The 21718-nt window shown below is 64.6% G+C and carries 24 protein-coding genes; 10 read left to right on the forward strand and 14 right to left on the reverse strand.

What is annotated here, in order from left to right; translation table 11 throughout:
- Positions 1-24: 24 nt before the first annotated feature.
- From AC4D2Q_RS12160 to AC4D2Q_RS12175, 4 genes are read right to left on the reverse strand one after another with little or no spacing between them, the layout of a single operon-like run.
- Positions 25-3471, reverse strand: a complete 3447-nt coding sequence (locus AC4D2Q_RS12160) for a DNA polymerase III subunit alpha (RefSeq protein WP_490946684.1) — start codon at positions 3469-3471, stop codon at positions 25-27.
- Positions 3472-3483: 12 nt separating this feature from the next.
- Positions 3484-3795, reverse strand: a complete 312-nt coding sequence (locus tag AC4D2Q_RS12165) for a DUF6504 family protein (protein ID WP_490946685.1) — start codon at positions 3793-3795, stop codon at positions 3484-3486.
- A complete protein-coding gene (locus AC4D2Q_RS12170; RefSeq protein ID WP_490946686.1) occupies positions 3771-4100 on the reverse strand; it encodes an MFS transporter in 330 nt (109 codons plus the stop codon). Before AC4D2Q_RS12170 ends, AC4D2Q_RS12165 begins: the two co-directional genes overlap by 25 nt.
- A 32-nt stretch (positions 4101-4132) precedes the next feature.
- A complete protein-coding gene (locus AC4D2Q_RS12175; RefSeq protein WP_490946687.1) occupies positions 4133-5830 on the reverse strand; it encodes an MDR family MFS transporter in 1698 nt (565 codons plus the stop codon).
- A 265-nt stretch (positions 5831-6095) separates the two neighbouring features.
- On the opposite strand from AC4D2Q_RS12175, the gene AC4D2Q_RS12180 reads away from it, so the two are divergent.
- A complete protein-coding gene (locus AC4D2Q_RS12180) occupies positions 6096-7136 on the forward strand; it encodes a DUF2776 family protein (protein WP_490946688.1) in 1041 nt (346 codons plus the stop codon).
- Here AC4D2Q_RS12180 and AC4D2Q_RS12185 read toward each other — a convergent pair whose 3' ends face one another.
- From AC4D2Q_RS12185 to AC4D2Q_RS12195, 3 genes are all read right to left on the reverse strand, one after another.
- Complete coding sequence (locus AC4D2Q_RS12185; RefSeq protein WP_490946689.1) at positions 7137-7730, reverse strand: DUF2087 domain-containing protein; 594 nt, start codon at positions 7728-7730, stop codon at positions 7137-7139.
- A gap of 129 nt (positions 7731-7859) precedes the next feature.
- The gene (locus tag AC4D2Q_RS12190) at positions 7860-8201 is read right to left on the reverse strand and encodes a chorismate mutase (protein ID WP_490925724.1); all 342 of its coding nucleotides are present in this window, start codon (positions 8199-8201) and stop codon (positions 7860-7862) included.
- Positions 8202-8210: 9 nt separating this feature from the next.
- Positions 8211-10451: an MMPL family transporter gene (locus AC4D2Q_RS12195; protein ID WP_490946690.1), complete on the reverse strand. Its 2241-nt coding sequence runs from the start codon at positions 10449-10451 to the stop codon at positions 8211-8213.
- 127 nt (positions 10452-10578) lie between these two features.
- Here AC4D2Q_RS12195 and AC4D2Q_RS12200 point away from each other — a divergent pair, with 127 nt between their 5' ends.
- Positions 10579-11079 (forward strand): VOC family protein, encoded by a 501-nt coding sequence (locus AC4D2Q_RS12200; protein WP_490925726.1) that lies wholly within the window; start codon positions 10579-10581, stop codon positions 11077-11079.
- Between the two features lie 48 nt (positions 11080-11127).
- Here the strand turns inward: AC4D2Q_RS12200 and AC4D2Q_RS12205 are convergent, their stop codons facing one another.
- Positions 11128-11928: an SOS response-associated peptidase gene (locus AC4D2Q_RS12205; RefSeq protein ID WP_490946691.1), complete on the reverse strand. Its 801-nt coding sequence runs from the start codon at positions 11926-11928 to the stop codon at positions 11128-11130.
- Positions 11929-12025: 97 nt separating this feature from the next.
- Between AC4D2Q_RS12205 and AC4D2Q_RS12210 the strand changes: the two genes are divergently transcribed.
- From AC4D2Q_RS12210 to AC4D2Q_RS12220, 3 genes are all read left to right on the forward strand, one after another.
- A complete protein-coding gene (locus AC4D2Q_RS12210; RefSeq protein WP_490946692.1) occupies positions 12026-12298 on the forward strand; it encodes a mycoredoxin in 273 nt (90 codons plus the stop codon).
- A 162-nt stretch (positions 12299-12460) separates the two neighbouring features.
- Entirely contained in the window at positions 12461-13546 is a 1086-nt protein-coding gene (locus tag AC4D2Q_RS12215) for an S-(hydroxymethyl)mycothiol dehydrogenase (RefSeq protein ID WP_490925729.1), read from the forward strand.
- On the forward strand, positions 13547-14194 hold the full coding sequence (locus tag AC4D2Q_RS12220; protein ID WP_490946693.1) for an MBL fold metallo-hydrolase: 648 nt from the start codon (positions 13547-13549) through the stop codon (positions 14192-14194).
- Between the two features lie 14 nt (positions 14195-14208).
- On the opposite strand, the gene AC4D2Q_RS12225 is transcribed toward AC4D2Q_RS12220, so the two are convergent.
- Both AC4D2Q_RS12225 and AC4D2Q_RS12230 read right to left on the reverse strand, forming a co-directional pair.
- On the reverse strand, positions 14209-14421 hold the full coding sequence (locus AC4D2Q_RS12225) for a hypothetical protein (protein ID WP_490946694.1): 213 nt from the start codon (positions 14419-14421) through the stop codon (positions 14209-14211).
- Positions 14418-15038 carry an ArsR/SmtB family transcription factor gene (locus AC4D2Q_RS12230; RefSeq protein WP_490946695.1) on the reverse strand — a complete coding sequence of 207 codons (621 nt, stop codon included), beginning with the start codon at positions 15036-15038 and terminating at the stop codon, positions 14418-14420. The genes AC4D2Q_RS12225 and AC4D2Q_RS12230 overlap by 4 nt, the downstream gene beginning before the upstream one ends.
- Positions 15039-15121: 83 nt before the next feature.
- Between AC4D2Q_RS12230 and AC4D2Q_RS12235 the strand changes: the two genes are divergently transcribed.
- Entirely contained in the window at positions 15122-15595 is a 474-nt protein-coding gene (locus tag AC4D2Q_RS12235; RefSeq protein ID WP_490946696.1) for a GNAT family N-acetyltransferase, read from the forward strand.
- 510 nt (positions 15596-16105) lie between these two features.
- Here the strand turns inward: AC4D2Q_RS12235 and AC4D2Q_RS12240 are convergent.
- On the reverse strand, positions 16106-16465 hold the full coding sequence (locus AC4D2Q_RS12240) for a hypothetical protein (protein ID WP_490946697.1): 360 nt from the start codon (positions 16463-16465) through the stop codon (positions 16106-16108).
- A 198-nt stretch (positions 16466-16663) separates the two neighbouring features.
- Here AC4D2Q_RS12240 and AC4D2Q_RS12245 point away from each other — a divergent pair, with 198 nt between their 5' ends.
- Complete coding sequence (locus AC4D2Q_RS12245) at positions 16664-17161, forward strand: immunity protein CdiI family protein (RefSeq protein WP_490946698.1); 498 nt, start codon at positions 16664-16666, stop codon at positions 17159-17161.
- Between the two features lie 19 nt (positions 17162-17180).
- Here the strand turns inward: AC4D2Q_RS12245 and AC4D2Q_RS12250 are convergent, their stop codons facing one another.
- On the reverse strand, positions 17181-18200 hold the full coding sequence (locus AC4D2Q_RS12250) for a protein kinase domain-containing protein (protein WP_490946700.1): 1020 nt from the start codon (positions 18198-18200) through the stop codon (positions 17181-17183).
- 122 nt (positions 18201-18322) lie between these two features.
- On the opposite strand from AC4D2Q_RS12250, the gene AC4D2Q_RS12255 reads away from it, so the two are divergent.
- The gene (locus tag AC4D2Q_RS12255; protein ID WP_490946701.1) at positions 18323-18451 is read left to right on the forward strand and encodes a hypothetical protein; all 129 of its coding nucleotides are present in this window, start codon (positions 18323-18325) and stop codon (positions 18449-18451) included.
- 47 nt (positions 18452-18498) lie between these two features.
- Here the strand turns inward: AC4D2Q_RS12255 and AC4D2Q_RS12260 are convergent, their stop codons facing one another.
- Positions 18499-19473 carry a DMT family transporter gene (locus AC4D2Q_RS12260; protein WP_490946702.1) on the reverse strand — a complete coding sequence of 325 codons (975 nt, stop codon included), beginning with the start codon at positions 19471-19473 and terminating at the stop codon, positions 18499-18501.
- 72 nt (positions 19474-19545) lie between these two features.
- Between AC4D2Q_RS12260 and AC4D2Q_RS12265 the strand changes: the two genes are divergently transcribed.
- Positions 19546-20442, forward strand: coding sequence for a LysR family transcriptional regulator (locus AC4D2Q_RS12265; RefSeq protein ID WP_490946704.1), 897 nt, complete (start codon positions 19546-19548; stop codon positions 20440-20442).
- 35 nt (positions 20443-20477) lie between these two features.
- Here the strand turns inward: AC4D2Q_RS12265 and AC4D2Q_RS12270 are convergent, their stop codons facing one another.
- Positions 20478-20846, reverse strand: a complete 369-nt coding sequence (locus AC4D2Q_RS12270) for a DUF4177 domain-containing protein (RefSeq protein ID WP_490946705.1) — start codon at positions 20844-20846, stop codon at positions 20478-20480.
- Between the two features lie 95 nt (positions 20847-20941).
- Between AC4D2Q_RS12270 and AC4D2Q_RS12275 the strand changes: the two genes are divergently transcribed.
- On the forward strand, positions 20942-21718 hold the full coding sequence (locus AC4D2Q_RS12275; RefSeq protein ID WP_490946706.1) for a hypothetical protein: 777 nt from the start codon (positions 20942-20944) through the stop codon (positions 21716-21718).

A 21718-nucleotide genomic window follows, 5' to 3' on the forward strand; every position in this document is an offset into this window, starting at 1 on the left:
GGCTGCTTCTGCGCCCCTTCGATGTTATCCGCTGGAGTTCGGCCCCACCAACCTGCCGCGCTGGGGACGGGGCAGGGATGCGGTGTCGCTCAGGTCCCAGGCCTCCAGCGCCTGCATGCTGATGCCGCGCGGACCGGTGCGGCGGGTGAGTCCGCGGATGAGCATCAGCTCGGTGCCAAAGAGCAGCGGCCCGGTCTTTTCCTGGGCCTCGGTGAAGAATGTGCAGTCCACGCAGCCGGTCCCGTCGTCGAGGCTGATGAACACCACGCGCCGCCCGCCGCGCATGGGCGGAGTTTGGGTGGCCACGCGGATGCCGGCCACCCAGACCTCGGAATTGTTGCGCAGTCCAATCAGGTCCCGGGCCTTGGTGACGCCGAATTCCGCCAGCAGCGGGGCGTAGCTGTCGATCAGGTGGGCGCTGACATCCACGGCCAGCAGGTCCAGTTCCGTGCGCACCTTCTCCCGCAAAGTGGGTTCGGGCAGTTCGGGGTGCAGGTTTTCCAGTTCGGTGTCTCCCAGCGGCAGGGCAAGCTGCCCGGGAATGGGATCGTATTTCCGCGGCGCCGGGCGGGGCGGTGCCGCGTCCAGGTGGCGCAAAAGATCAGCGCGGGAGGCACCTGTTCCGGTGTCCCGGGCCAGCGAATCGAAGGCACCCAGCGAGGCCAGCCGCATCAGGGTGGCCCGGCCCACCTTGGCCCGGGCCCGCAGGTCGGCCAGGGAATCGTAGGGCTGGCCGGCGGTGATGCGCCGCAGTTCCGCTGCCGAGAGACCGTAGATCCCGGCCAGGCTCAACCGGATGCCCAGCTTTTCCGGGCGCGCCGGGTGCCCGGGCGAGGCCGGAACCGCCGGCACCCGCTCCACCCGGTACTGCGCGCCGCTGCGGTTGATGTCCAGGGGCAGGATGGGAATGCCCATCCGCCGGGCCTCTGCCACCAGCAGCCGTCGCGGATACATGCCCGGATCGTGTTCAAAGATCCCGGCCAGGAAAGCCTCGGGATGGTGTGTTTTCAGCCAGGCGGACTGATAAGTGGGTACGGCAAATGCGGCGCCGTGCGCCTTGCAGAATCCGAAGCTGCCGAAAGCCTTCAGCGTGCCCCAGACCTTATCGATGACGTCTGCGGTGTAGCCGCGCTTGGCTGCCTCGGTGCGGAAGAAATCCTCCACGGATTTTTCGGCGTCTTCATTGCCCAGCAGCCGGCGCAGTTCATCGGCCTTGGCCAGCCCGCAGCCGGTGAAGACGTCAAAGGTGCGCAGGACCTGTTCGTGGAACACGGTCACCCCGTGCGTTTCCGCCAAGACCGGCCGCAGGGCCTCGTGCGGATACACCTCCGGAGCCCAGCCGTGCCGGTGTTCCAGGAACGGACGGACCATGTCGGATTTCATGGGTCCGGGCCGGAACAGGGAAATGTCGATGATCAGGTCATTGAACTCCCGGGGCTCCATCTTGCCGATCAGCTCGCGCTGTCCCGGGGATTCAATCTGGAAGCAGCCCAGCGTGTAGGTGCTGCAGATCAGGTCATAGGTGGGCGCGTCATCCAGCGGCACGGCGTCAAGGTTGATGGAACCGTCCGCCAGCACATAGTCCGGACCGTCCCCGTCGGGACCGGCCGGATGCGCTCCGGCACGCACCGTGTCCGCTTTGGTGGGATGCAGCCGCCGCACTTCCTTCAGGGCGTAGGCCATGGCACTTTGCATCCGCACGCCCAGCACATCGAGCTTGAGCATGCCCATGGGATCCATGTCGTGCTTGTCGAACTGGGACATGGGCAGCCCCAGGCCGGAGGGCTGCACCGGGGTGCGGTCCAGCAGGGAGGTGTCCCCCAGAATCACGCCGCACGGGTGCATGGAGATGTGCCGGGGCAGCCGGTCCAGGCGCTCGGTCAGGTCCACCAGCAAATCCAGCTGCCGGTTTCCCTCCACCCGTCCGGCAATGTCCCGCAGCTCCGGTTTTTCCGCGAGCGCCTCACGGAACTTCCGGGCGGAGAAGCGCCACAGCTGTTTGGCCACTGCCCCGATGTCTTCTTCGGCCAGGCCCAGGGCCATGCCGGCGTCGCGCACCGCACCCCGGGCACGGTAACCGTTCTGCATGCTCATCAGAGTGACGCGTTCGGCCCCGAAGCGTTCAAAAATACGGTGATAGACGTTGTGCCGTTCGGCACTTTCCACATCTATGTCGATGTCCGGCAGGGTGGAGCGGTCACGGGAGAGGAAGCGCTCAAAGATCAGGTCATGGGCCAGCGGATTGACGTGGCTGATGCCCAGCAGATAGTTCACCAGGGAGGACGCCCCTGATCCGCGGGCCGCCGCACGCACCCCCATGTCGGTGATCATCGCGGAGACTTCCGCCACGGTCAGGAAGTAGGAGGCGAACCCCAGCCGTTCAATGATGCCCAGTTCATGGGACAGCCGGTTGCGCAGGCGCGCCTCACTGCCCGCGTCCAGTGCCGGAAACCTGCGGCCGATGCCCGCTTCGCAGCGGCTCACCAGCTCGGCCATGGGTTCGGCGGCAATACCGATCACCGAGGCTTCCGGAACCACCGGCTGCTTCCAGCCCATGTCCCGGACCGGATCCATCCGGCAGGCGTCGGCGAGCGCTTCGGTGTCGCGGAGCATCCGGGAGGCGCCCGCCGCTCCGTAGCCCGCCTCGGTGCTGATCTCCCGGGCCAGTGACTTCATCTGCGCGGCGCTCTTGAGCCACCCCTGCCCGTTGGGCTGCAGGTCGGGCAGCCGTGCCAGGGAGGTCAGCGCCCGGGCGGCATCCAAAACATCGGCGGTGGCGGCGCCGTCGGCATCCACGTAGCGCACCGCATTGGTGAGGATGGCCGGCAGCCGCATTTCATCGGCCAGCCGGAACATGCGTACGGCGTGGGCCAGGCTGAGGTTGGTTCCGGGAGCGCTGAGGTGGGCCACCACCTCCACAGCGAGCGCTTTCCGCGGAAGGACTGCCTGCCAGCGGGCAAAAAGCGTGCGGGCGACGGCGTAGCTGCGGCTGCGCATGGCCTGCCCGACGTCGGACCAGGGGCCCACCAGTACGGTCAGGACCGGTTCATCACCGGGGCCGGAGGCAGCCCGCGAGGCCAGCTGCGCCGCCGTCACTCCCACCGGTTTGCTGCCCTTGCGCGCCGCCGACGCCGAGGTGCCGGCGTGGGCGTCGGAGATCAGCCGGCACAGCGCCCGGTAGCCTGCACCCCTGTTTCCGCCGCGGGCCAGAACCACCACGCGGCCGGTAACGGGCGGGGCACCGCCGGCATCCGGCTCGCCCAGCACTGCAAGGTCCACTCCCACGATTGGATCAATTCCGGCGTCCATACAGGCACGCAGGTGCTTCACCGTTCCGTACAGTCCGTCCCGGTCGGTGCAGGCCAGTGCGTCGGCGCCGTCTGCTGCGGCGGCCTGCGCCATTTCCTCCGGCCAGGACACCCCGTAGTGGGCACTGAAGGCGGTGGCGGCATGCAGATGGGTGAAGCTCATGGCAGGCAGTTCCTAGGCACTTTCCCGCAGGGCGTCATGAATGCGGATCAGCCGCCAGCGGTCGGAACGGATGTCATGGGAGATGTCCAAGGTCCGCAGCGGCGAGCGCGGGGTTCGCCGGGCCTGGACCCGCCAGATCTCAGAGTCCACCAGCCCGGGGCCGCGTCCGCGTTCTGCCCGGGATTCTTCCTCCCACCAGTTCCGGCGCTCATACCAGCGCACCGGATCCGCTGCCACCTTATAGGTATGGCCGCTCCAGACGAGCCGGAGGGGCTGGCCCGCGGGCGAGCACACCACCTCTATTGCCTCGCTGAAGACACCCATTTCCGATTCCTTCCCGCCGGCAGGCGTGCACCCGCGGTTACGCCGGCCCCGCGCTTGGACTGATCACCAGAACGGCAATCCATTAGAACGTATGTTCGAACAGAATCCAGTGTACGGCCAGCAGCTGACAATCGGCACCTCCCCCGGGCACCTGTCTTTCTACCGCCGCCGCCAAGGCCCTGCAGGGCGCGGAAACCGATCAGCTCGCCCATGTTCTGTGCCAGCCCGGAGAGGACGGACCCCAGCAGGAACACCGCGATGGCAAAGACGAAAATGCTCTTGCGGCCAAAGACTTTGTGGGACATATGGGAATTACTTCTCCTCACTGGAGTGCGTTCTACTCTGTCGCCGCCTCCACTCGGGAGGTTTTGGACAGCGGTTGCTGCACGATGAAGAGCGTGAGAACGAACGCCACAGCCAGGATGGGCACTCCCAGCAGGAAGATGGGCGGCAGTGCCTCACCGAAAGCAGACTTAATGAAGTCCTGCGCGCCGGGCGGCAGGGATTTGATCATTTCGGGACTGATCGAGTTGGCCCCGCCGGACGCAGGGTCTCCTGCTCCGGCGGGCGCCGAGTCCAACCGGTCATTGAGCCGGTGGATGAACAGCGAACCAAACACGGCAATACCCAGCGAGGCGCCAAGCTGCCGGAAATAGTTGGCTGTCGACACCCCGGTACCCATGTCATTGGGCGGGACGCTGTTCTGCACGATCAGCACCACGTTCTGCAGCAGCGCCCCAATGCCCAGTCCCAGCACGAGCATGCCAAGGGCGGTGAACGAATACGGGGTCGTACTGGAAATCCGCGAGAGCAGGATCAGCCCAAGAATCATGACTGCTGAGCCCAGGATGGGATAGATCTTGTATTTGCCGGTGCGGGAGATCAGCTGGCCGGTTCCTATGGAGCTGATCAGCATGCCGGCCACCATGGGCAGCATCATCAGCCCGGACATGGTGGGAGACGCCCCGTTGACAATCTGCAGGAAGGTGGGCAGGTAGCCGATGGAGCCGAACATTGCCAGCCCTACGGCCAGGCCCACCAACGTGCAGATCAGGAAATTCCGGATGGAAAATAACCGCAGCGGCAGCAGCGGTTCCTTTGCCCGCAGTTCCACGGGGATGAACACCGCAATGGCTGCGACGGCCACGGCAGCCAGCGTCAGGATGGTCGGAGATGTCCAGGCGTAGTTGTTGCCGCCCCAGCTTGTCAGCAGCACCAGGGCGGCGGTGCCGATGGCGAGCAGTCCGGCCCCGGCATAGTCCAGCCGGACACCCGTTGCGCTGTTCCGAGGCAGGTGGAGGGCTCCGATAATGAGAGCCAGGGCAATGATGCCGATGGGCAGGTTGATGTAGAACACCCACCGCCAGGACCATGTATCCGTGAGGTACCCGCCGAGCAGCGGGCCGCCGACCGAGGCGATGCCGTAGGCAGCTCCGATCAGGCCCATGTATTTACCGCGGTCCCGGGCGGAAACTATGTCACCGATGATGGCCTGCGCGCCGATCATGAGCCCGCCGCCGCCGACCCCCTGGATGGCCCGATAGGTGATCAGTTCGGCCATGCTGTGCGACTGACCGGACAGTGCGGAACCGGCAAGGAACACCACAATGGCGAAGATAAAGAAATTCTTGCGTCCAAACAGGTCACCGAGCTTGCCGTACATGGGCAGCCCGATGGTGGAGGTCAGCAGATATGCGGTGATCACCCAGGACAGGTGATCCAGCCCGTGCAGGTCCCCCACGATGGTGGGCAGTGCGGTGGAAACGATGGTCTGGTCCAGGGCGGCAACGAGCACCGAGAGTATGAGGCCGGTGAAAATGACGGCGACGCGCCGGTTGGAGTGTTCCGGTGCCGGCTGCCGGCCCGAGGGGAGGTCCGGAGCGGAGGCAACCGTTGCCGCCGCACCCGGATGCACCGGAGCCGCACTGGAACGGGCCGCCAGCGACACGGTGTTGACCGGGGCACCCATGGCCCCTGCCATAGCGGCTGCAGGATGGGTTGCATGTGTTCCTCGGGCGGTGAACTTGGCGGCCATTGACGCTCCTTGGGAGCTCGTCTTGAATAGTGCCGGACCAGACAGCACTTTCCATTCGACGCCCCGCCCGCGGCCGAGTCAACGGCGCGCGGCCACCTCGGGGTTGCCCGTCAGGTTCTGCTCAGGCAGGGAGTCTCCTCCTGCCCGCCGCCTGCAGGCCTCCGGCATTGTTCCGCGGGTGAGACGGGCACAAACTGGGCACTAAACGCGGACCGATTCTGATGTCGAAGCCGCACGGGATCCACGATGTCTCTCGGGATGGGCCATGAACCAGACAATCAGTGTCATTTTTCGCGCCATACCGCTCTTGATGGGAGCTGTCTGCCTGTCGTACGGCCTCTACATCCTGGCCGGGCCGGACGATGCCAATCATTTTGTGGCCGGACACGTCAACGTTGGGCTGACCGCCATCTGTTATGCCCTGTTCACTACGGCGGCCACCATCATCAGGCAGCTCATCAACCGCTACGGGCGCGTGTGGGGGATCATCCTGCCGCTCTCCGGCTACGCGGCTGCTGCAGCCGCCATCATCTGGGGCATCATTCTGGCCAACCGGGACAACACCGCGGAGAACCTCACGGCGGGTTTCGTTGTGATCGGCGTCGGCCTCGTCGCCGCGTGCGTCAGCACCGTAGCGGCCGCGTCCACAAAATTCACGCTGATCCAGTCAGCCCAGCTGCTCGAACCCCTGGGCGGCCCGCCGGAAGGTGCCCACTCCCGCGCCGCCGGGCTCATGCTGGTCGCAGTTCCGGTGATGGCCGCCGTCGTCGGCTTCTCCCTCGCGGCCGGGCTGTTGATGCGCTCAGACACTCCCGGATTCATTGCCGGCCACGTCGTGACCGGCCTGTCGGTGATCTGCACGGCCCTGATCGCTCTGGTCGCGAGCATCGTTCGCCAGATACGCAACGCATTCAGCGACAGCGAGCGTTTCGCCTGGGCGTGGCTCGTCGCTGCCGCGGGCACCGTCAACCTGGTGCTGGGACTATTCGTGCTGTTCAGCTCAGACGAGTCCTATCGGCTGGCCCCCGGATGTGTGCTGATCGGCCTCGGACTGATCTGCTTCAGCATCCTGTCGAAAGTGCTGTTGCTCGCCCTCGTGTGGCGCCGGACGTTTGCCCTGGCCAACCGCATCCCGCTCATGCCCATCGGAACAGCGCTCACTTGTCTGTTCTTCGCCGCGTTCCTCTTTGAAGCCGCAGGCACGGAGCCGGCGTTCTTCGTCGGCGCTCACGTGCTGGTTGGACTCGGGGCCATCTGCTTTACGCTCTTTTCCATCGTGTCGATCCTCGAAGAGGGAACGTCGTAGCTACGCGAATTCCATTCCGTCCGCAGGACGCGGAGACGTGAGCCAGTACCGGGACCCATCGGTGCTGCGGGCTACGATTCCTTCATCCACCAGATAGCGCCGAACGGCTGCCGGGTCCGTGGAATAGCTGCCGAGGCGGCCGGTAATCTCGCGCTCCGTCAGCACCGGCACCTCTCCGGGAGGTGCCGGGACCGTTTCAAAGACGTGCCCGGCCACGTAGTGGAGCAGTTCCAGGCGGTCAGCGGAGCGCCGGGGGTAGGCCGAGATTTTCCCGTTGACCAGGAACCTCTGTGCCGAAGTTTCCGGCGGCTGCTTACCGCTGGCCAGCAGGCGGGCAAAAACACCGCTGACCGGCTGGACATCGCATACTCCCGAGGAGACCAGTCCGGCCTTTTGCAGGGCAGCCAGCGATTTGCGTTCCTTGGGCTCCATGGTCTGCCCGTCCAGGGGCGTTCCGCGCTCCGCCGCCGTGATGATGCGGGCGTAGAGCCGCAGCCTGCGCTCATCTGCGAGCGCAGCAGCGACGGCCCGCCACTGCTCCGATGCCGCTTGTTCCGGCGCAGTGATATCCGGTGCCGACTGCTCCTGGTCCATTCCTGCCTCTTCCCCCTGAGTGCGTACTGTTCCGGTGCGCGCACCGCTGACGTGTGAGTACCGTACCCCACGCCCGCGGCCTTCCACCCGATAGCCGCGGAATTGCCCCGGGGAACCGGAGATGGTCCGCTAGCTGCGCGAAAAAGCGTCCAGCTTGGCCTGGGCCTCGGCCTCATGCCGCACCTTCAGCTCATAGTCGATGAAGGCGTCAATCATCGCGCGGTACGTTGCTTCCACCACGGTAGGGTCCCCGTCCTGGGCCTCTGCAGTGGCGCGGACATGTTCAAGGACCTCTTCGACACGCGCGGGAGCCTTCACCTCGGCGTCGTTGTCCTTCAGCGGACCGGCGAGGCGGACCAGCCGCTCCCGGCGCCAGATCAGCGCCACGATCTCTTCATCGATTTCGTCAATGGCCGTGCGGACATCGTCCAGCTGACAGGAGATGGATCGGTGATGATCAGAGGTTTCCATGACTTTAGATTAGCCGTCCACAGATCCCGCGTTGCTCCGCGAGAGCTTCGAAGGCCACCAGATCCTGCGGCCGATGTCATAGGACAGGGCCGGCACCAGCAGCGAGCGCACCACCAAGGTGTCCAGGAGGACGCCGAAGGCAACAATAAAGGCCAGCTGCGCCAGGAAGAGCACCGGGATGACACCCAGGGCGGCGAAGGTTGCCGCCAGCACAATGCCGGCACTGGTAATGACGCTGCCGGTGATCATCAGCCCGCGGACCACCCCCTCGCGGGTGCCGTGCCTGATGCTTTCCTCCCGGACGCGGGTCATCAGGAAGATGTTGTAGTCCACGCCCAGGGCCACCAGGAAGATAAAACCGAACAGCGGAACGGCCGGGTCCGCACCCGGGAAGCGGAAAACATGGTTGAAGACCAGGGCGGAAACGCCCATGGTGGCCCCGAAGGACAGCAGCACCGTCAGGATCAGCAGGAACGGGGCCAGCAGCGCGCGCAGCAGCAGCATCAGCAGGAACAGGATCACCACCAGCACCACCGGAATGATCAGGTCCCGGTCGTGGGCGGCCGCAGCGTTGGTGTCGATGGTCGTGGCCGTCACCCCGCCGATCAGCACATCCCCGATCCCGGCCACCTTCTCCCGCATGGTGGAGACAGTCTGCTCCGCGGCGTCGGACTCCGCAGCCTCCTTGAGCGTGGCTTCCAGCAGGACCTTTCCGTCCACAACCTTCGGCGCGCCCGAAGTCCCGGGGACAGGAGAGGACTGCACGCCGTCGGCCGTCACCGGCAGCTCCCCGGCCGGTGTGCCGGTGGCATCCACGGCCAGGGCATCCACGCCGGGCACGGCCAGCACTGCGCGGGCGACGGCGTCGATCTCGCCTTCCGGGGCGACAATCAGTGCCGGGCTGCCGGAACCGGAGGGGAAATGCTCGCCCAGGACCTGCTGGCCTTCCTTGGTGGCGGTCTGCCCCAGCACAAAGTCGCTCTGCGGCACCCCGGAGGCCCGCAGCTGCAGCAGGCCTGTTGCCGCGACCAGGAGCACCAGTGTGGGAATCACCCAGGTGCGGCGCGGATGCGCCTTGACGGTCCGGGCCACGCGGGGCCAGAACCCCTTGGGGGAGTTCCCGTCCCGGTCCGGATGCTCGGACCCGAACGTGGGCCGGCGCGGCCAGAAGGCCACCCTCCCGAAGAGGAAGAGCAGCGCCGGGAGCAGGGTCATTGCGGCCAGAAAAGCGAATCCGATGCCGATCGCCGCCACCGGACCCAGGGCCTTATTGGAATTGAGGTCGCTGAGCAGCAGACAGAGCAGCCCGGCGGTCACCGTGGCTGCCGAAGCCAGGACCGGTTCAAAGGTTCCCTTCAGCGCCGCCCAGGTGGCATCCCACCGTCCCTCGTGGTCCCGCAGCGACTCCCGGTACCGGGAAACATAGAGCAGCGAGTAGTCCGTTGCAGCGCCGATGCCCAGGATGAACAGGATGCCCTGGACCTGGCCGTTCAGGGTCAGCGTTCCGGCCTTGGCCAGGTAGTAGACCACCAGAATGGCGGCGGACAGGGCGAAGATCGAGGTCAGCAGGACCAGGAACGGCAGCAGGGGTGAGCGGTAGACCACCACCAGGATCACCAGCACCGCCAATGCCGCCACCAGGACCAGCGAGGTGTCTATGCCGCCGAACGCTTCGGTGATGTCCGCCAGCTGCCCGGCCGGTCCGGTGACGTAGCTGTCCAGCCCCTGGGGGATCCCGTCCCGCACCTCATTGCCCAGATCTTCCACGGTGGCCGTGGCGCTGTCATTGTCCTGCACCGGCACAAAGATCTCCGCGGCCTTGCCGTCGGTGGAGAACTGAGGCGGGGAAACCTCGCCCGCAACGCCGCTGACCTTCGACAACTCGGAAGCCCGGCCGGTGACGAAGGTCCGGTCCGCCTCGGTCAGGCCGTCATTGTTCACGTAGACGACGACGGCGGGGATCGCGTCGCTGTCCGTGAATTTTTGCTGCAGGTCCGCCACCTGCGTGGACGCCGAGCTGGCGGGAAGATACGAGGTCTGGTTGTTGTCCGCCACTTCGCTGATCTTGCCGAAGTACGGTCCGCCAATGCCGCCCACACCGAACCAGACGATGATCAGCACCACCGGAATCAGGAAGCGGACCCAGCCGCTGCGCCCGCCGGGCCTGCCGGCGGGGCTCTGCCCTGATTCGGTGCTGGCGGCCCGGTGACTTCCGTCCGGGTTACGGGGTGCTGGAACATTCCGGGGCATAGGTCCATGACAGCCCCGCCCGGGAGCGCGGTCAACGGTCCGGCCGCGTCCATGCTGTTTGGCCGACGAGTTCAACCGCATCAGAACGCGTCGAAGAGGGGTTTACCCGCCCCGCAGTGGCAGGATCATGACTGTGAAACCTTCTCTATCCGTGATTACCGCAGGCGTGCGGGATCTCGAGGTAACTTACGCGTTCTATTCCTCCCGGCTTGGCTGGGAAGCCGTTCAGCACGTCCCGGAGGAAGTGATCTTCTACCAGGTGGGTCCCGGGCTGCTGCTGGCCTTCTTCCGGCGCGATCATCTGGCGGCCGAAGCCGGCGCCATGGGTGAGGCCGCAGCTGCTCCCATAACCCTGGGCCACAACGTGGGCTCAGCGGCTGAAGTGGAGGCTGTGCTGGCGGAAGCAGCCTCAGCGGGAGGGTCAGTTACGGCGCCGGGAACCCAGATGAGCTGGGGCGGCTACTCCGGGTACTTCACCGATCCGGACGGTTACCGCTGGGAGGTCTGCCACAACCCGGGACTGTCCATGGACGCGAACGGCAACGTCACCCTTGAGGTCATTGAGCCCATCGCATCTGACCCGGCCCAGGCCGCACTCACCGAGCTGTCTTCCCGAAACAGCGGCTAGAACAGCGGGCAAAAACAGTGCGCTGGAGCAGGGCGCAAAAACAGTGCGCTAAAACAGGGCGGGCTCAGAATCTGATTCAGCGGCGGGGGCTGCCAGCAGTTCCGGACCGTCGTTGCGGACATTGCCCACGGCAGGATCCACTGCCGCAAGAGTCCATTGAGCCGCTGCGATGCAGCCTTCGCCGACCACCCGGTGCACCAGCTCCCCGGCGTTGCGTGCCGCGGGGTCCAGCCACGCGTCCATCCCCTGGCGCGTGAGCGGCACCGGCATCCGGTGGTGCAGCTCCCCCAGTTCCGCCAGCACCTCCGACTGCCCGGCATCACGGATTTCCTCCGGGTCCGGCGCTGCCGCGGTCAGGATCGACGTCGAGAGCAGCCAGCTGCCCGGCTCCCCCGGTGCTTTCGCCGGGTCCCGCCACCACTCATAGAGACCGGCGAAAAACGTCAGGGCCCCGTCGGCGCGGTGGACATAGAAGGGCTGCTTGGTTTTTCCCGGCCCGGATTTCCACTCGTAGTATCCCTGCACCGGCACTGCGCAGCGCCGGGAGAACACCGCGTCGCGGAAGGTCGGCTTCTCCAGCACCGTTTCGCTGCGCGCGTTGAAGGCCCGGACCCCCACCGAGTCATCTGCTGCCCATCCCGGCACCAGTCCCCAGCGGGCCACATGAATTTCCCGCACCGGACCCCGGCCTGCCGCAGGCCCGCCGACGTAGCGTTCCAGCACCACCGGCACGTCCGACGTCGGCGCCACGTTCCAGGACTGCCGCAGCTCCAGATTAGCGTCGGCTTCCGCCTCGGCCTCCGCGACCAGGTCCGCCGTCGTCCTGGCCATCACGTAACGTCCGCACATGCTTCCAGTTTGCCAGTCCGCCGGCCGGGGAATTGAACCGGCAGCCCGGCGGTTGTACCCGGCAGTCCCTGTTTCCCGTACGCAGAAGGAGCCTTCCATGGCCGCCACAGCAGAAGCTTTCACCCCCGACGCCGGATCCATCACCATGTTCTCCACCTCCTGGTGCGGCTACTGCCGCCGCCTGAAGTCCCAGCTGGAGGCCGCCGGCATCGGCTACAACGAGGTCAACATCGAAAACGTGGAGGGCACCGCAGAGCTGGTGGCCGAGATCAACGGCGGAAACCAGACCGTGCCCACCGTCATTTTCCCGGACGGCTCGTCGGCCACGAACCCGTCCGCAGCCGAGGTCAAGGCCCGCCTGGGCCTCTAGCCGCCCGGGCCTTGCCGCTTCCCAAGCCTTGGCAAACCCCCTGGGCCTCCAGGCTCAGCCCACGTCAACTTCGCGCGAATCCGTCCCGCTTCATAGGATGGAAGGCGGGATGCCGGATATCGGTGCCCCGCCCGGACACCCCCGAGAGGCAGCACAACGCATATGGTTCACAAGGTTCAGGCAGTAGTCGTCAAGGAAAAGAACGCCCCGGTCTCGCTGGAGACCATCCTGGTTCCGGATCCCGGTCCCGGAGAAGCACTGGTGGACATCCTTACCTGCGGTGTCTGCCACACGGACCTGCACTACAAGCAGGGTGCCATCAATGATGACTATCCCTTCCTGCTCGGCCACGAAGCGACCGGCGTGGTTTCCGCCGTCGGCCCCGACGTCACCGAAGTTGCCCCCGGCGACCGCGTGGTCCTGAACTGGCGCGCCGTCTGCGGCGAGTGCCGTGCGTGCCGCAAGGGCCAACCGCAGTACTGCTTCAACACTGCCAACGCCACGCAGAAGATGACCCTGGAGGACGGCACGGAGCTGACCGCCGCCCTGGGCATCGGAGCTTTCGCTGAGAAGACCCTCGTGGCCGCCGGCCAGTGCACCAAGGTGGACGACGACGTCGACGCCGCCGCAGTGGGCCTGCTCGGCTGCGGCGTGATGGCCGGCATCGGTGCCGCCATCAACACCGGCGAGGTCCAGCGCGGCGAATCCGTAGCCGTCATCGGCTGCGGCGGCGTGGGCATTGCCGCTGTTGCCGGCGCGCAGCTGGCCGGAGCCACCACCATCATCGCCGTGGACATTGACGCGAAGAAGCTGGAACTGGCGAAGGCACAGGGCGCCACCCACGTCATCAACTCCAAGGAAGAAGATCCGGTCGAGGCCATCCGTGCCCTCACCGAAGGCAACGGTGCAGACGTGGTGATTGACGCCGTCGGCCGCCCCGAAACCTACAAGCAGGCCTTCTACGCGCGTGATCTTGCCGGCCGCGTGGTCCTGGTGGGCGTGCCCAACCCGGAGATGAAGATCGAACTGCCGCTGGCCGATGTCTTTGGCCGCGGCGGCTCGCTGAAGTCCTCCTGGTACGGCGACTGCCTGCCGTCGCGTGACTTCCCGATGCTGGTGGAGCAGTACAAGCTGGGCCGCCTGGACCTGGATGCCTTCGTGTCCGAGCGCATCGGCCTGGGCGACATCGAAGAAGCCTTCACCAAGATGCATGACGGTTTGGTCCTGCGCTCCGTGGTGGTCCTCTAAATGGCCGTGAACATCGACAACGTCATCACCTCCGGCACGTTCTCCCTGGACGGCGGCACCTGGGAGGTGGACAACAACGTGTGGATCGTCGGTGACGACTCGCAGGTGATCATTATTGATCCCGCGCACGACGTCGACTCCGTGGCTGCCGCTGTCGGTGACCGGGAAGTCATGGCCATCCTGCTCACGCACGGCCACGACGACCACATCCGCGCCGTCGGCGCCGCCCGGGAACGCTTCAGCGCCCCGGTGTTCCTGCACGCCGCGGACCGGATGCTCTGGGATGCGGTGTTCCCGGACGAAGCGCCCGACGACGAGATCCAGGACGGCGACATCTACGAGGTGGCCGGGATTACGCTGCAGGCCCTGCACACCCCCGGCCACTCCCCCGGATCAGTGTGCTTCCTGCTGGCCGCCGGCGCGCCCGGCGACGGTTCCCCGGTGGTCTTCAGCGGGGACACGCTCTTTCACGGCGGTCCCGGCGCCACCGGCCGGTCCTACAGCGACTTCCCCACCATCATCAAGTCCATCCGGGAACGGCTGCTGACCCTGCCGTCGGAGACCAGGGTGCTGACCGGCCACGGTGACGCCACCACCGTCGGCGCCGAGGCGCCGCAGCTGGAGGAATGGATCGCCCGCGGCCACTGATCCGCTGCCGGTTCCTACAGGAGCAGGTACTGGCCGCTGTGGGCGGCGGCGAGGGCATCGGTTCGGCGCTCAATGTGCTCCCGGAAGAACGCTACTTCGGGTGGCTCCGGGCGGGCGAGCCTGGCACCAGCAGAAATGAAAGCAGTGCCGAGGCGGATCAGGGCGCGGGAGGTGAATCCCGCATGCGCGGAGACGGGCTGGGAGTACCCGAGGGCTGTGGAACTCATGCGGGCTCCTGTGTGTCGATGAGTGGAAATGCATTGAAGTGCACCTGAACGGAGCGTGCCCCGGGTGTTCCCGGATCGTTCCGGTAGGTCTCGAGTTTCTCGCGCAGGAACGCTTCCATCTCGAGGGTGAGCGCCTTGAGCTGGTCCGCGGTGAAGTAGGCATTGAGCGTGCTGATCGTCGCAGCCTGGGACCACTCCTCCGGCAGCGCCGTTGCGTCGCTCGCCATGAAGGCAGCCAGTGACTCCGCGCGTCCGCGCTCAAAGTAGCTGCTGACCTGCCGGGCCGCTTCCCGCACAGCTGGGTCCTGTTCCGCGCCGGGCGTGCTGATACTCAGTGCGCCCGGCGTGCGTTCCCACCACCGCTCGCGTACCGAACCGCGGTCCGGAACTTCACGGACAAGACCGTGCCGGGCCAACTGCCGCAGGTGGTAGCTCGTTGCGCCGCTGGATTCCCCGAGCCGTTTGCCGATGCTGCTCGCTGTTTGGGGCCCGTGCTGGGAGAGAATTTCGAGCAACTGCACCCGCAGCGGATGCGCGAGGGCCTTGAGGACGGGGCCGTCGATAACCCGGTCGCCGGCGTGGATTGGGGGCTGTCCGGATTCTGGATCTGCGTTCATGTAGACAGCATGCCAGTGCAAAGGTTTATTTGCAAACGTTTCTTTGCACATCCTTCGGTCTTAGCTGTGAGATGCTCAGTTCCATGACCGCGCCAACACGCCTTCGGCCCGCCGAAGTAACTGATTTGCCCTTCATCTTCCGCAAGGAGCTCGAGTACATGGAGACCGTCGAGCCGGATGCGCACCAGGGGTGGCTGGCGGCCCTGGACCTGAACCTTGAGTTCTGGATAGATTCCCTTCCCCGGACGCTGTTCTGTGTCGACGACGACGGGCGGCAGCTCGGGTATGCAATGTGGACCCTCGAAGGTGACAGCGCAACCCTGGCCTCGATCCATATCCTTGACAGCCATCGCCGCCGGGGACTTGGGCAGCTCCTGCTGGAGGCATTCGAGCAAAGTGTCCGCCCAACCGGAGCACGCATTGCGAAGCTCGGCGTTCATCGGAACAACCAAGCCCGCCTGCTCTACGAGGCCGCGGGTTACGAAACCACGGGCCAGGACGGCGACTACATGCTGTTCAGCAAGGCGCTTGGAGAATGGAGCGGACTGCGCAACTAGCTGCGGGCCCAGTGACAGATGCCGGGAGGTTCATTCGGCGCACCAGAGTACCCCCGGCCGCCTGGCGCGCTTTCGCATAGCTCCTCCGCCATTGCCTTGCCGAAGCTGTAAGCAGGTGGAAAGGCCGCGACGAGGAGCAGTGCAACCGTACATACGGACATCGCCCACGCCCTCCGGTTCGTCTCAGCTCGCCTTAGCAGAACGCCGGTCACAACCGCGGCGAGAACTGCTGCCAGGAAAGGCAACGACGTCAGTACTTGGTCCCCCGTGGCACCAGTGCCCCTCACAAAAGAACCAATGGTGTCCAATGAGAGCACTACCAGGAGCAGTATGGGGAGGAAGGTAAAAAACAGCGTCATCAATACCAGGAAGCCCGGGCCGCCTGACCTGACCGGCTTGTAAAGGTTTGCAGCGCTCCGTTCGGTATTCAACGCAGCTCGTCTATAGCGGCGTTCTGCTGAGTTGCTCGGCACAGCTGCTCATGGCGTTCTTCCGGACGAGCGGGCATCCTTATTTCACCTCAGTGAAACGGGTGCCGAGCGGCTCGGAAAGGGTTGAGAGGTCCATGGGTTCAGGATCTGCGGCACCGATCCCCACCGCGGAGTAGTCAACGACAAACCAGTTTTTGCCCTCTGCAAAAGAGACGGATCCAGCACTGCCCGCGGCGTCAGCCATCACCGTGTAGGCCTCGTCCCGTGCACCTGATGAGTCAAAGTAAAAGATCTCCACGGTTTGAGTGCACTTCACCGATTCTGCCGGTATCTGTCCGTCCGCGCCCATTACAGCAGTGGGCGAGGGCGGGTCTTCCTGGCAGTCGAGCTGACCGGACACAGCCTGCCGGGCCTCTTCCAACGAGCTGACGGAGGGCAAGCCATCAGCGGATGCCTTCTCGACGCTGCAGGCCGAACATGTTCCTATAACCAGCGGGAGAAAAGCGGCGGTCACAGCAACTCGGTTCTTTCGCGTCATGGCATTCCCCGTTTGTTTTTGCTGGTCATCATGGCATACCCGGTATCAGCTGAGAAGGACCCAGTCCCCCGGGCTCAGAAGCTGCAGTACGCTCCTGTCATGACAACTCCGGAAGCGGATCACCCGCCGACCGTACGCATGTTCCCGGACTACGTCGGGACCGTGCTCTGGTTCGACGGCCCCGTCAGATACGAAGACTCGGGACTGACACAGAAACTCATCAGTGCTCTCCGGTCGTGGGAAGAGTCCTATTACCATTCCATGACTCATGACTTGGAGTGGGTGTCTACTGAAGCAGCCCGCCGGTTTACGGTTGAGGGCAACCGGTTGGCCGAGTGGTTGGCGGACGAGCTGGGCCATAGGTACGAGATTGCGTTCCAGTCATACGAAAGGGATGTGCCCCTCCGAGCATTCCGCTCATCCGCCCCTGCCCGGAATGCCAATGCCGTTGCCGCGTTCGACGTCATAACCGTCGCACTGCAAACAGAAGTGGCCGACGGTCACCGTGCCCGAACCGCGCTGCTGCGGGAAAAAGAACCAGGATGGTACGCACGCGCTCCGCTGTCAGGCAGCACTTTCAAACCGGAAGGCGGGTGAATCCCCTCGGGTGAAAGACCTACGTGCGCCGGTATCGTGTTGCCAGAACATCCTGCATGAGGGCGTCGAACATCTCGGTCATAGAGACAGCGATACCCGCATATTCCGCAATGAGGTCAGCACCGTCTCCAAGTGCGGCTCGAACCGGATGCAAAGCCGGCGTGGTTGCGTCGGCGGCGGCAGCACGCAACAAGTCCAGTCGCTCCAGGCCTGAGGTATAGCCAAGTTCAAACAAGGTCCAGTGGAACAGGTGCATCAGGCCCGAATCACGGTCGAAGCCGTCATGGGTGGGCATGGATGCTGCTTCCTCCGCAGTGAGGTCGAACTCGCGGTGGAGCGCCAATCCGAAGTCAGTGAAGAGGAGTCTGCCATCCCGGACGAGGATGTTCCCCGGGTGCACGTCAAAGTGCTGGAACCCCTGACTGTTCATCCATGCTGTAGCTTTCAGGAGCTGGTCGACAACTTCGGGAAAGACAGTCGCCCCGGTGCCCTCGGCCAGACTCCTCCGAATCCAGGCACCCAGTGTCTCGGGCACGTACTCAAGGAATAACACCATGCTTTTGGGGGCGTTCTTCATCGCGGTGAGCTTGCTTTCGACCTGAAGCCAATGGAGTCCCCATCGGCGGGGAACAGCATCGCCGTCGAATTCGCTAAGGTCAGCCTCGCATTTTGAGTCAATGACTCGCCAGCCGAGCAGGAGCGGAAAGAAATCCACGACGCCGAACCGAACCCACTCGGACGTCACCTGATGCGCTGCCAGCTCCCGCCCAACCGCATGGGTAGGGCTTCCTATCCCGTAGTGGGACACGAAGGGAAGCTGGAGCCGGCTCATGGTGGCTGTCGGATCCGCTTCTTCGATGCTTGTCAATGGCAGCTGTTTCACGAAGACGGTGGTTTCACCAATGCGCAATGTCTTGGTTGTTCCGCCAATGCCGATGCCTGCCTCATCAGCATTATCCAAAAGCATCCGCACATTGGCCTCGTCCAACCCGTCGAGGATGGAAGAGCTTGCTCGGGCTTCATCTACACGGACCGTCATGGCTATACCCTAAGGCTCTCGATATTCGTCTTCTGCCGGCGGGAACGCTGGAACTGCAGGACACACGAGGCAGTCAGCACAAGGTTGGTCTGCTCGGGCAGCTTCCGCCGCTGCGTCAGGCCGTGGCATTCCTGCTTCCCTGCGCACTGCTCCTGGTCCTGCTCCTGGTCCTGGTCCTGGCACTACTGGATCTGGGCCTATGGGCCGGCGGCTGGCTTCTCAGGCTCCCGGCCTGGGGTCTGCTGGTCTGATTGCATTCTGTGCCAGGGGAATTCACAGGCGTTCCCGGCACCTGCAGCTAAATGACGGGGCCCTCAGCTAGTCGCGGCCGGGTTCGGTGACGTGCTTCCGCCCTCAGCCCCAAATACGTGCCGGCGATGATGAGCGCTGCCCCGATCAAGCCCAGCAGCGCAAGGGACTCCCGGCCAATGGTGATTCCTATGAGGACGGCCCAGATGGGTTCCGTTCCCATGAGGAGGCTGGCCCTGGATCCCGATGTTTGTTGGATGGCCCACGTCTGGACCAGGAACGCGAAGACACTGCACGCCAGCCCGAGGTAGAGCACGCCCATCCATTCTTGTACGTCGAAGCCCTGCACTGCCCGGAGCACGCCTTGATAATCGGCAACGGTATAGACGAAGGCGCAGACCGCACTTTGAGCTACGGTCAGATTCAGCGCACTGTAACCGCGCCCCCGGGTGAGAGCTGAGACTGCGGTGACGTGGATGGAGCGCACGACAGCTGCAGCAAGTACGAGCATGTCCCCAAGACCGGGTGCAGCGAACCCGCGGCCGGAGACGAGTAGGCAGACCCCTACCACCGCGATGACGCCGGCAACGAAGACCGTGCGCGGCACCTTCACCCGAAAGGCAATGCTCTCGGTAACGGGAGTGAAAACGATGACGAGGCTGATGATCAGTCCGGCGTTGGTAGCGCTGGTGCCCGCAATCCCGTGAGTTTCGAGGATGAGCACTGCCGCCTGGGTAAAGCCCAGAACGACGCCGACTGCAGCTTCGCGGCGCGTCATCCGGCGGCGGTTCCAGATCAGCCAGATCACCACCAGTGCCAGGGTGGTGATCAGGAAACGCAGCGAGAGGAGGACGGTCACGCCAACCGTGTCGGTGAGGGTTTTTGCCGCCAGATAGCTGCTGCCCCACACGATAGCGACCAGGAGCAGCAACAGGTCTACTTTGCGCGCAGCAAAAAGTGAGAACATCCGGCGTCGTCGTTCACCGCGTACGCTCGCTGCTGGATTCAGTATGAAAGAAGGCACCACTCGAGTCTCATAGCAGTAGATTCGTAAGACAAGAGGGCACATTCTGAAATATTGGTTTAGCTTTACCTTATGGATCTACATCAGCTGCGATTACTGAGGGAGTTGGGTGAGCGAGGCAGTCTCGCCGCCGTCGCCCGTGCGTTCCACGTCTCGGCGTCGGCTGTATCCCAGCAGCTCACATCGTTGCAGCGTCGCGTCGAGGTTCCCCTGACCGAACGGCGGGGACGGAACCTGGTCCTCACGGAGGCCGGTCAGGCCTTGGCTCGGGCGGCGGTGGAAATCAGCGTTGCCATGAGCTCCGCCGAGCAGGCCGTAGCCCGTTATCTGCAGGACCCCCGTGCAACCGTCAGCATCTCCGCGTTCAACAGCGCGGGTCTCACCTATTTCCGCCCCCTGCTTCAAGCCTTGTCCGAAGAAGGAAATCCGCGGCTGATCTGCTATGACCGCGACGTGGGGCAGGAGGGCTTCCCCGCCCTGGCTGCCGACTACGACCTGGTCATCGCACACCGCCTTGAGCACAGCAAACCCTGGCCCGAATCAATCAGCGTCCTCCCGCTGCTGCGGGAGCCCCTGGACGTCGCCATGTCGGACCGGCACCGGCTCGCCGGGGCACCAAGCGTCAGCGTCACTGACCTTGTCGATGAAGACTGGGTGTCAGTCCAGGACGGATTTCCGCTCATGCCGGCTTTGGAGGCTATTGCCGTTCACGCGGGGCGGCCCCTCAACATCACGCACCGGATCAATGAATTCTTCATCGCAGCCGCGATCGTCGCCGCCGGCCCTGCCATCGCGCTGATGCCCCGCCGGACCGCAGCCCCGCCTCCGGGCAGCGGCGTGCTTCTCAAACCGATCCACGATCTGCCGCTCGCCAGACACGTAGACCTCCTCTGTCGCCCGGAAGCCCTCCACAGGACTGCGGTCCAGCAGGTTGTCACCGCTCTGCGGCAAATTGTGACCTCCACCTGAGCCTGCGTACCAGAGATGCGCAGAAAAGGCTGCTGCTAGCTCCCGGCATGAGAGTAGCTGAGGCTCTCGAACACCATCGTCGCCTGAATGCGGTCCCCGCCGCCGAATCCCTTGCTCCCGCTGCTCGCGGTGGTAATGGTGTGGAGCCGATAACCCTTCGCAGCCTGATCATTGATGGCCTGCTCTAAGGAGGTCAGGTTTCCCGACCCAGCTCCCAACAGTTTTTCTTTGAGGATTACCTGTAAAACAACATAGTTCTGCATTACACAAAGCCCTTTCCCTTGCTGGTTATTGGCAGTAATGCTACTCGTCGCCCAAGGCCCGGCCGGGTCAGCGCCTCCACTTTCCCTTGCCGCCCCCTCCCGGACAAGGAGCCCCTCAGGAGCATTTGTGGTTTGCATCATATTTGCACCCATCCTTTTCAGGCGTGGTTCCGAAGCATGGATGTCCCCTTTTCCGGGGCACCAGCATCACACGCCCCTGAATTAGGAGATTTTCCATGAATAAGTCACTTCGGCTTATGGCGGTTCCCACCCTGGCTTTGGCTGCCCTCGCCCTTTCGGGCTCCCCCGCCATGGCTCATGACGGCGCCGACCACTACCAGTCCACCCTGGGTCAGCTCAACGGCAGCACGGGCTCCGGCAACATCACTGTTGACGTTACGGGCAACCAGGCCCACGTTGTCCTGAACGTTTCGGGGATGCCCGAGACCTTTATGGATGCCCCGTATCCCCACGTCCAGCACATCCACGGCGGATCCCAGGGCCTGTGCCCTGCACCTGCGGCAGACAAAGACGGCGACGACGTCATCTCAACTACTGAAGGTGCTCCGTTCTACGGAGACATCCTCACCACCTTGTCCACCAGTGGTGACACCAGTCCCGCCGCCGGACTTGACCTCAAGGTCGGCGGGCAAGGCGGCGCCTACACGGTTGACCGCACATTCGACATTGACGCCGCAACCAGGGCCTCTTTGGAGGAAGGCACTGCCGTCGTCGTCGTCCACGGACTTGATCCGGCAACCCTGAGTCCCGCGGGCCAGGCAGCTATGAGCGATCTGGCTCCCACACTTCCCCTGGCCGCCACATCTCCGGCCCTGTGCGGGACGCTGACGGCAGGGCAGATGGAGATGCCCTCAGGCGGCGCTGACACCGGTGTCGCCCAGGAAACGAGTAGCGACGCCGGAGCCCTCGCCCTCGGCGGCGGCCTGGCCCTCGTAGCCCTCGCAGGCGGAGCCTATGTCGTTCGCCGGCGCAGCACCGGCACAGCAGCCTAA

This window comes from Arthrobacter sp. TJ-178 (assembly GCF_058269275.1).

Bases quoted from the DNA above. Each gene is read 5' to 3' on its own strand.
- AC4D2Q_RS12205 (WP_490946691.1), bottom strand. From the start codon at position 11,928: ATGTGCGGACGTTACGTGATGGCCAGGACGACGGCGGACCTGGTCGCG.
- AC4D2Q_RS12195 (WP_490946690.1), bottom strand. From the start codon at position 10,451: ATGCCCCGGAATGTTCCAGCACCCCGTAACCCGGACGGAAGTCACCGG.
- AC4D2Q_RS12225 (WP_490946694.1), bottom strand. From the start codon at position 14,421: ATGAGTTCCACAGCCCTCGGGTACTCCCAGCCCGTCTCCGCGCATGCG.
- AC4D2Q_RS12165 (WP_490946685.1), bottom strand. From the start codon at position 3,795: ATGGGTGTCTTCAGCGAGGCAATAGAGGTGGTGTGCTCGCCCGCGGGC.
- AC4D2Q_RS12200 (WP_490925726.1), top strand. From the start codon at position 10,579: ATGACTGTGAAACCTTCTCTATCCGTGATTACCGCAGGCGTGCGGGAT.
- AC4D2Q_RS12250 (WP_490946700.1), bottom strand. From the start codon at position 18,200: ATGACGGTCCGTGTAGATGAAGCCCGAGCAAGCTCTTCCATCCTCGAC.
- AC4D2Q_RS12245 (WP_490946698.1), top strand. From the start codon at position 16,664: ATGACAACTCCGGAAGCGGATCACCCGCCGACCGTACGCATGTTCCCG.
- AC4D2Q_RS12275 (WP_490946706.1), top strand. From the start codon at position 20,942: ATGAATAAGTCACTTCGGCTTATGGCGGTTCCCACCCTGGCTTTGGCT.
- AC4D2Q_RS12160 (WP_490946684.1), bottom strand. From the start codon at position 3,471: ATGAGCTTCACCCATCTGCATGCCGCCACCGCCTTCAGTGCCCACTAC.
- AC4D2Q_RS12210 (WP_490946692.1), top strand. From the start codon at position 12,026: ATGGCCGCCACAGCAGAAGCTTTCACCCCCGACGCCGGATCCATCACC.
- AC4D2Q_RS12220 (WP_490946693.1), top strand. From the start codon at position 13,547: ATGGCCGTGAACATCGACAACGTCATCACCTCCGGCACGTTCTCCCTG.
- AC4D2Q_RS12265 (WP_490946704.1), top strand. From the start codon at position 19,546: ATGGATCTACATCAGCTGCGATTACTGAGGGAGTTGGGTGAGCGAGGC.
- AC4D2Q_RS12180 (WP_490946688.1), top strand. From the start codon at position 6,096: ATGAACCAGACAATCAGTGTCATTTTTCGCGCCATACCGCTCTTGATG.
- AC4D2Q_RS12185 (WP_490946689.1), bottom strand. From the start codon at position 7,730: ATGGACCAGGAGCAGTCGGCACCGGATATCACTGCGCCGGAACAAGCG.
- AC4D2Q_RS12215 (WP_490925729.1), top strand. From the start codon at position 12,461: ATGGTTCACAAGGTTCAGGCAGTAGTCGTCAAGGAAAAGAACGCCCCG.
- AC4D2Q_RS12235 (WP_490946696.1), top strand. From the start codon at position 15,122: ATGACCGCGCCAACACGCCTTCGGCCCGCCGAAGTAACTGATTTGCCC.
- AC4D2Q_RS12175 (WP_490946687.1), bottom strand. From the start codon at position 5,830: ATGGCCGCCAAGTTCACCGCCCGAGGAACACATGCAACCCATCCTGCA.
- AC4D2Q_RS12170 (WP_490946686.1), bottom strand. From the start codon at position 4,100: ATGTCCCACAAAGTCTTTGGCCGCAAGAGCATTTTCGTCTTTGCCATC.
- AC4D2Q_RS12230 (WP_490946695.1), bottom strand. From the start codon at position 15,038: ATGAACGCAGATCCAGAATCCGGACAGCCCCCAATCCACGCCGGCGAC.
- AC4D2Q_RS12270 (WP_490946705.1), bottom strand. From the start codon at position 20,846: ATGATGCAAACCACAAATGCTCCTGAGGGGCTCCTTGTCCGGGAGGGG.
- AC4D2Q_RS12190 (WP_490925724.1), bottom strand. From the start codon at position 8,201: ATGGAAACCTCTGATCATCACCGATCCATCTCCTGTCAGCTGGACGAT.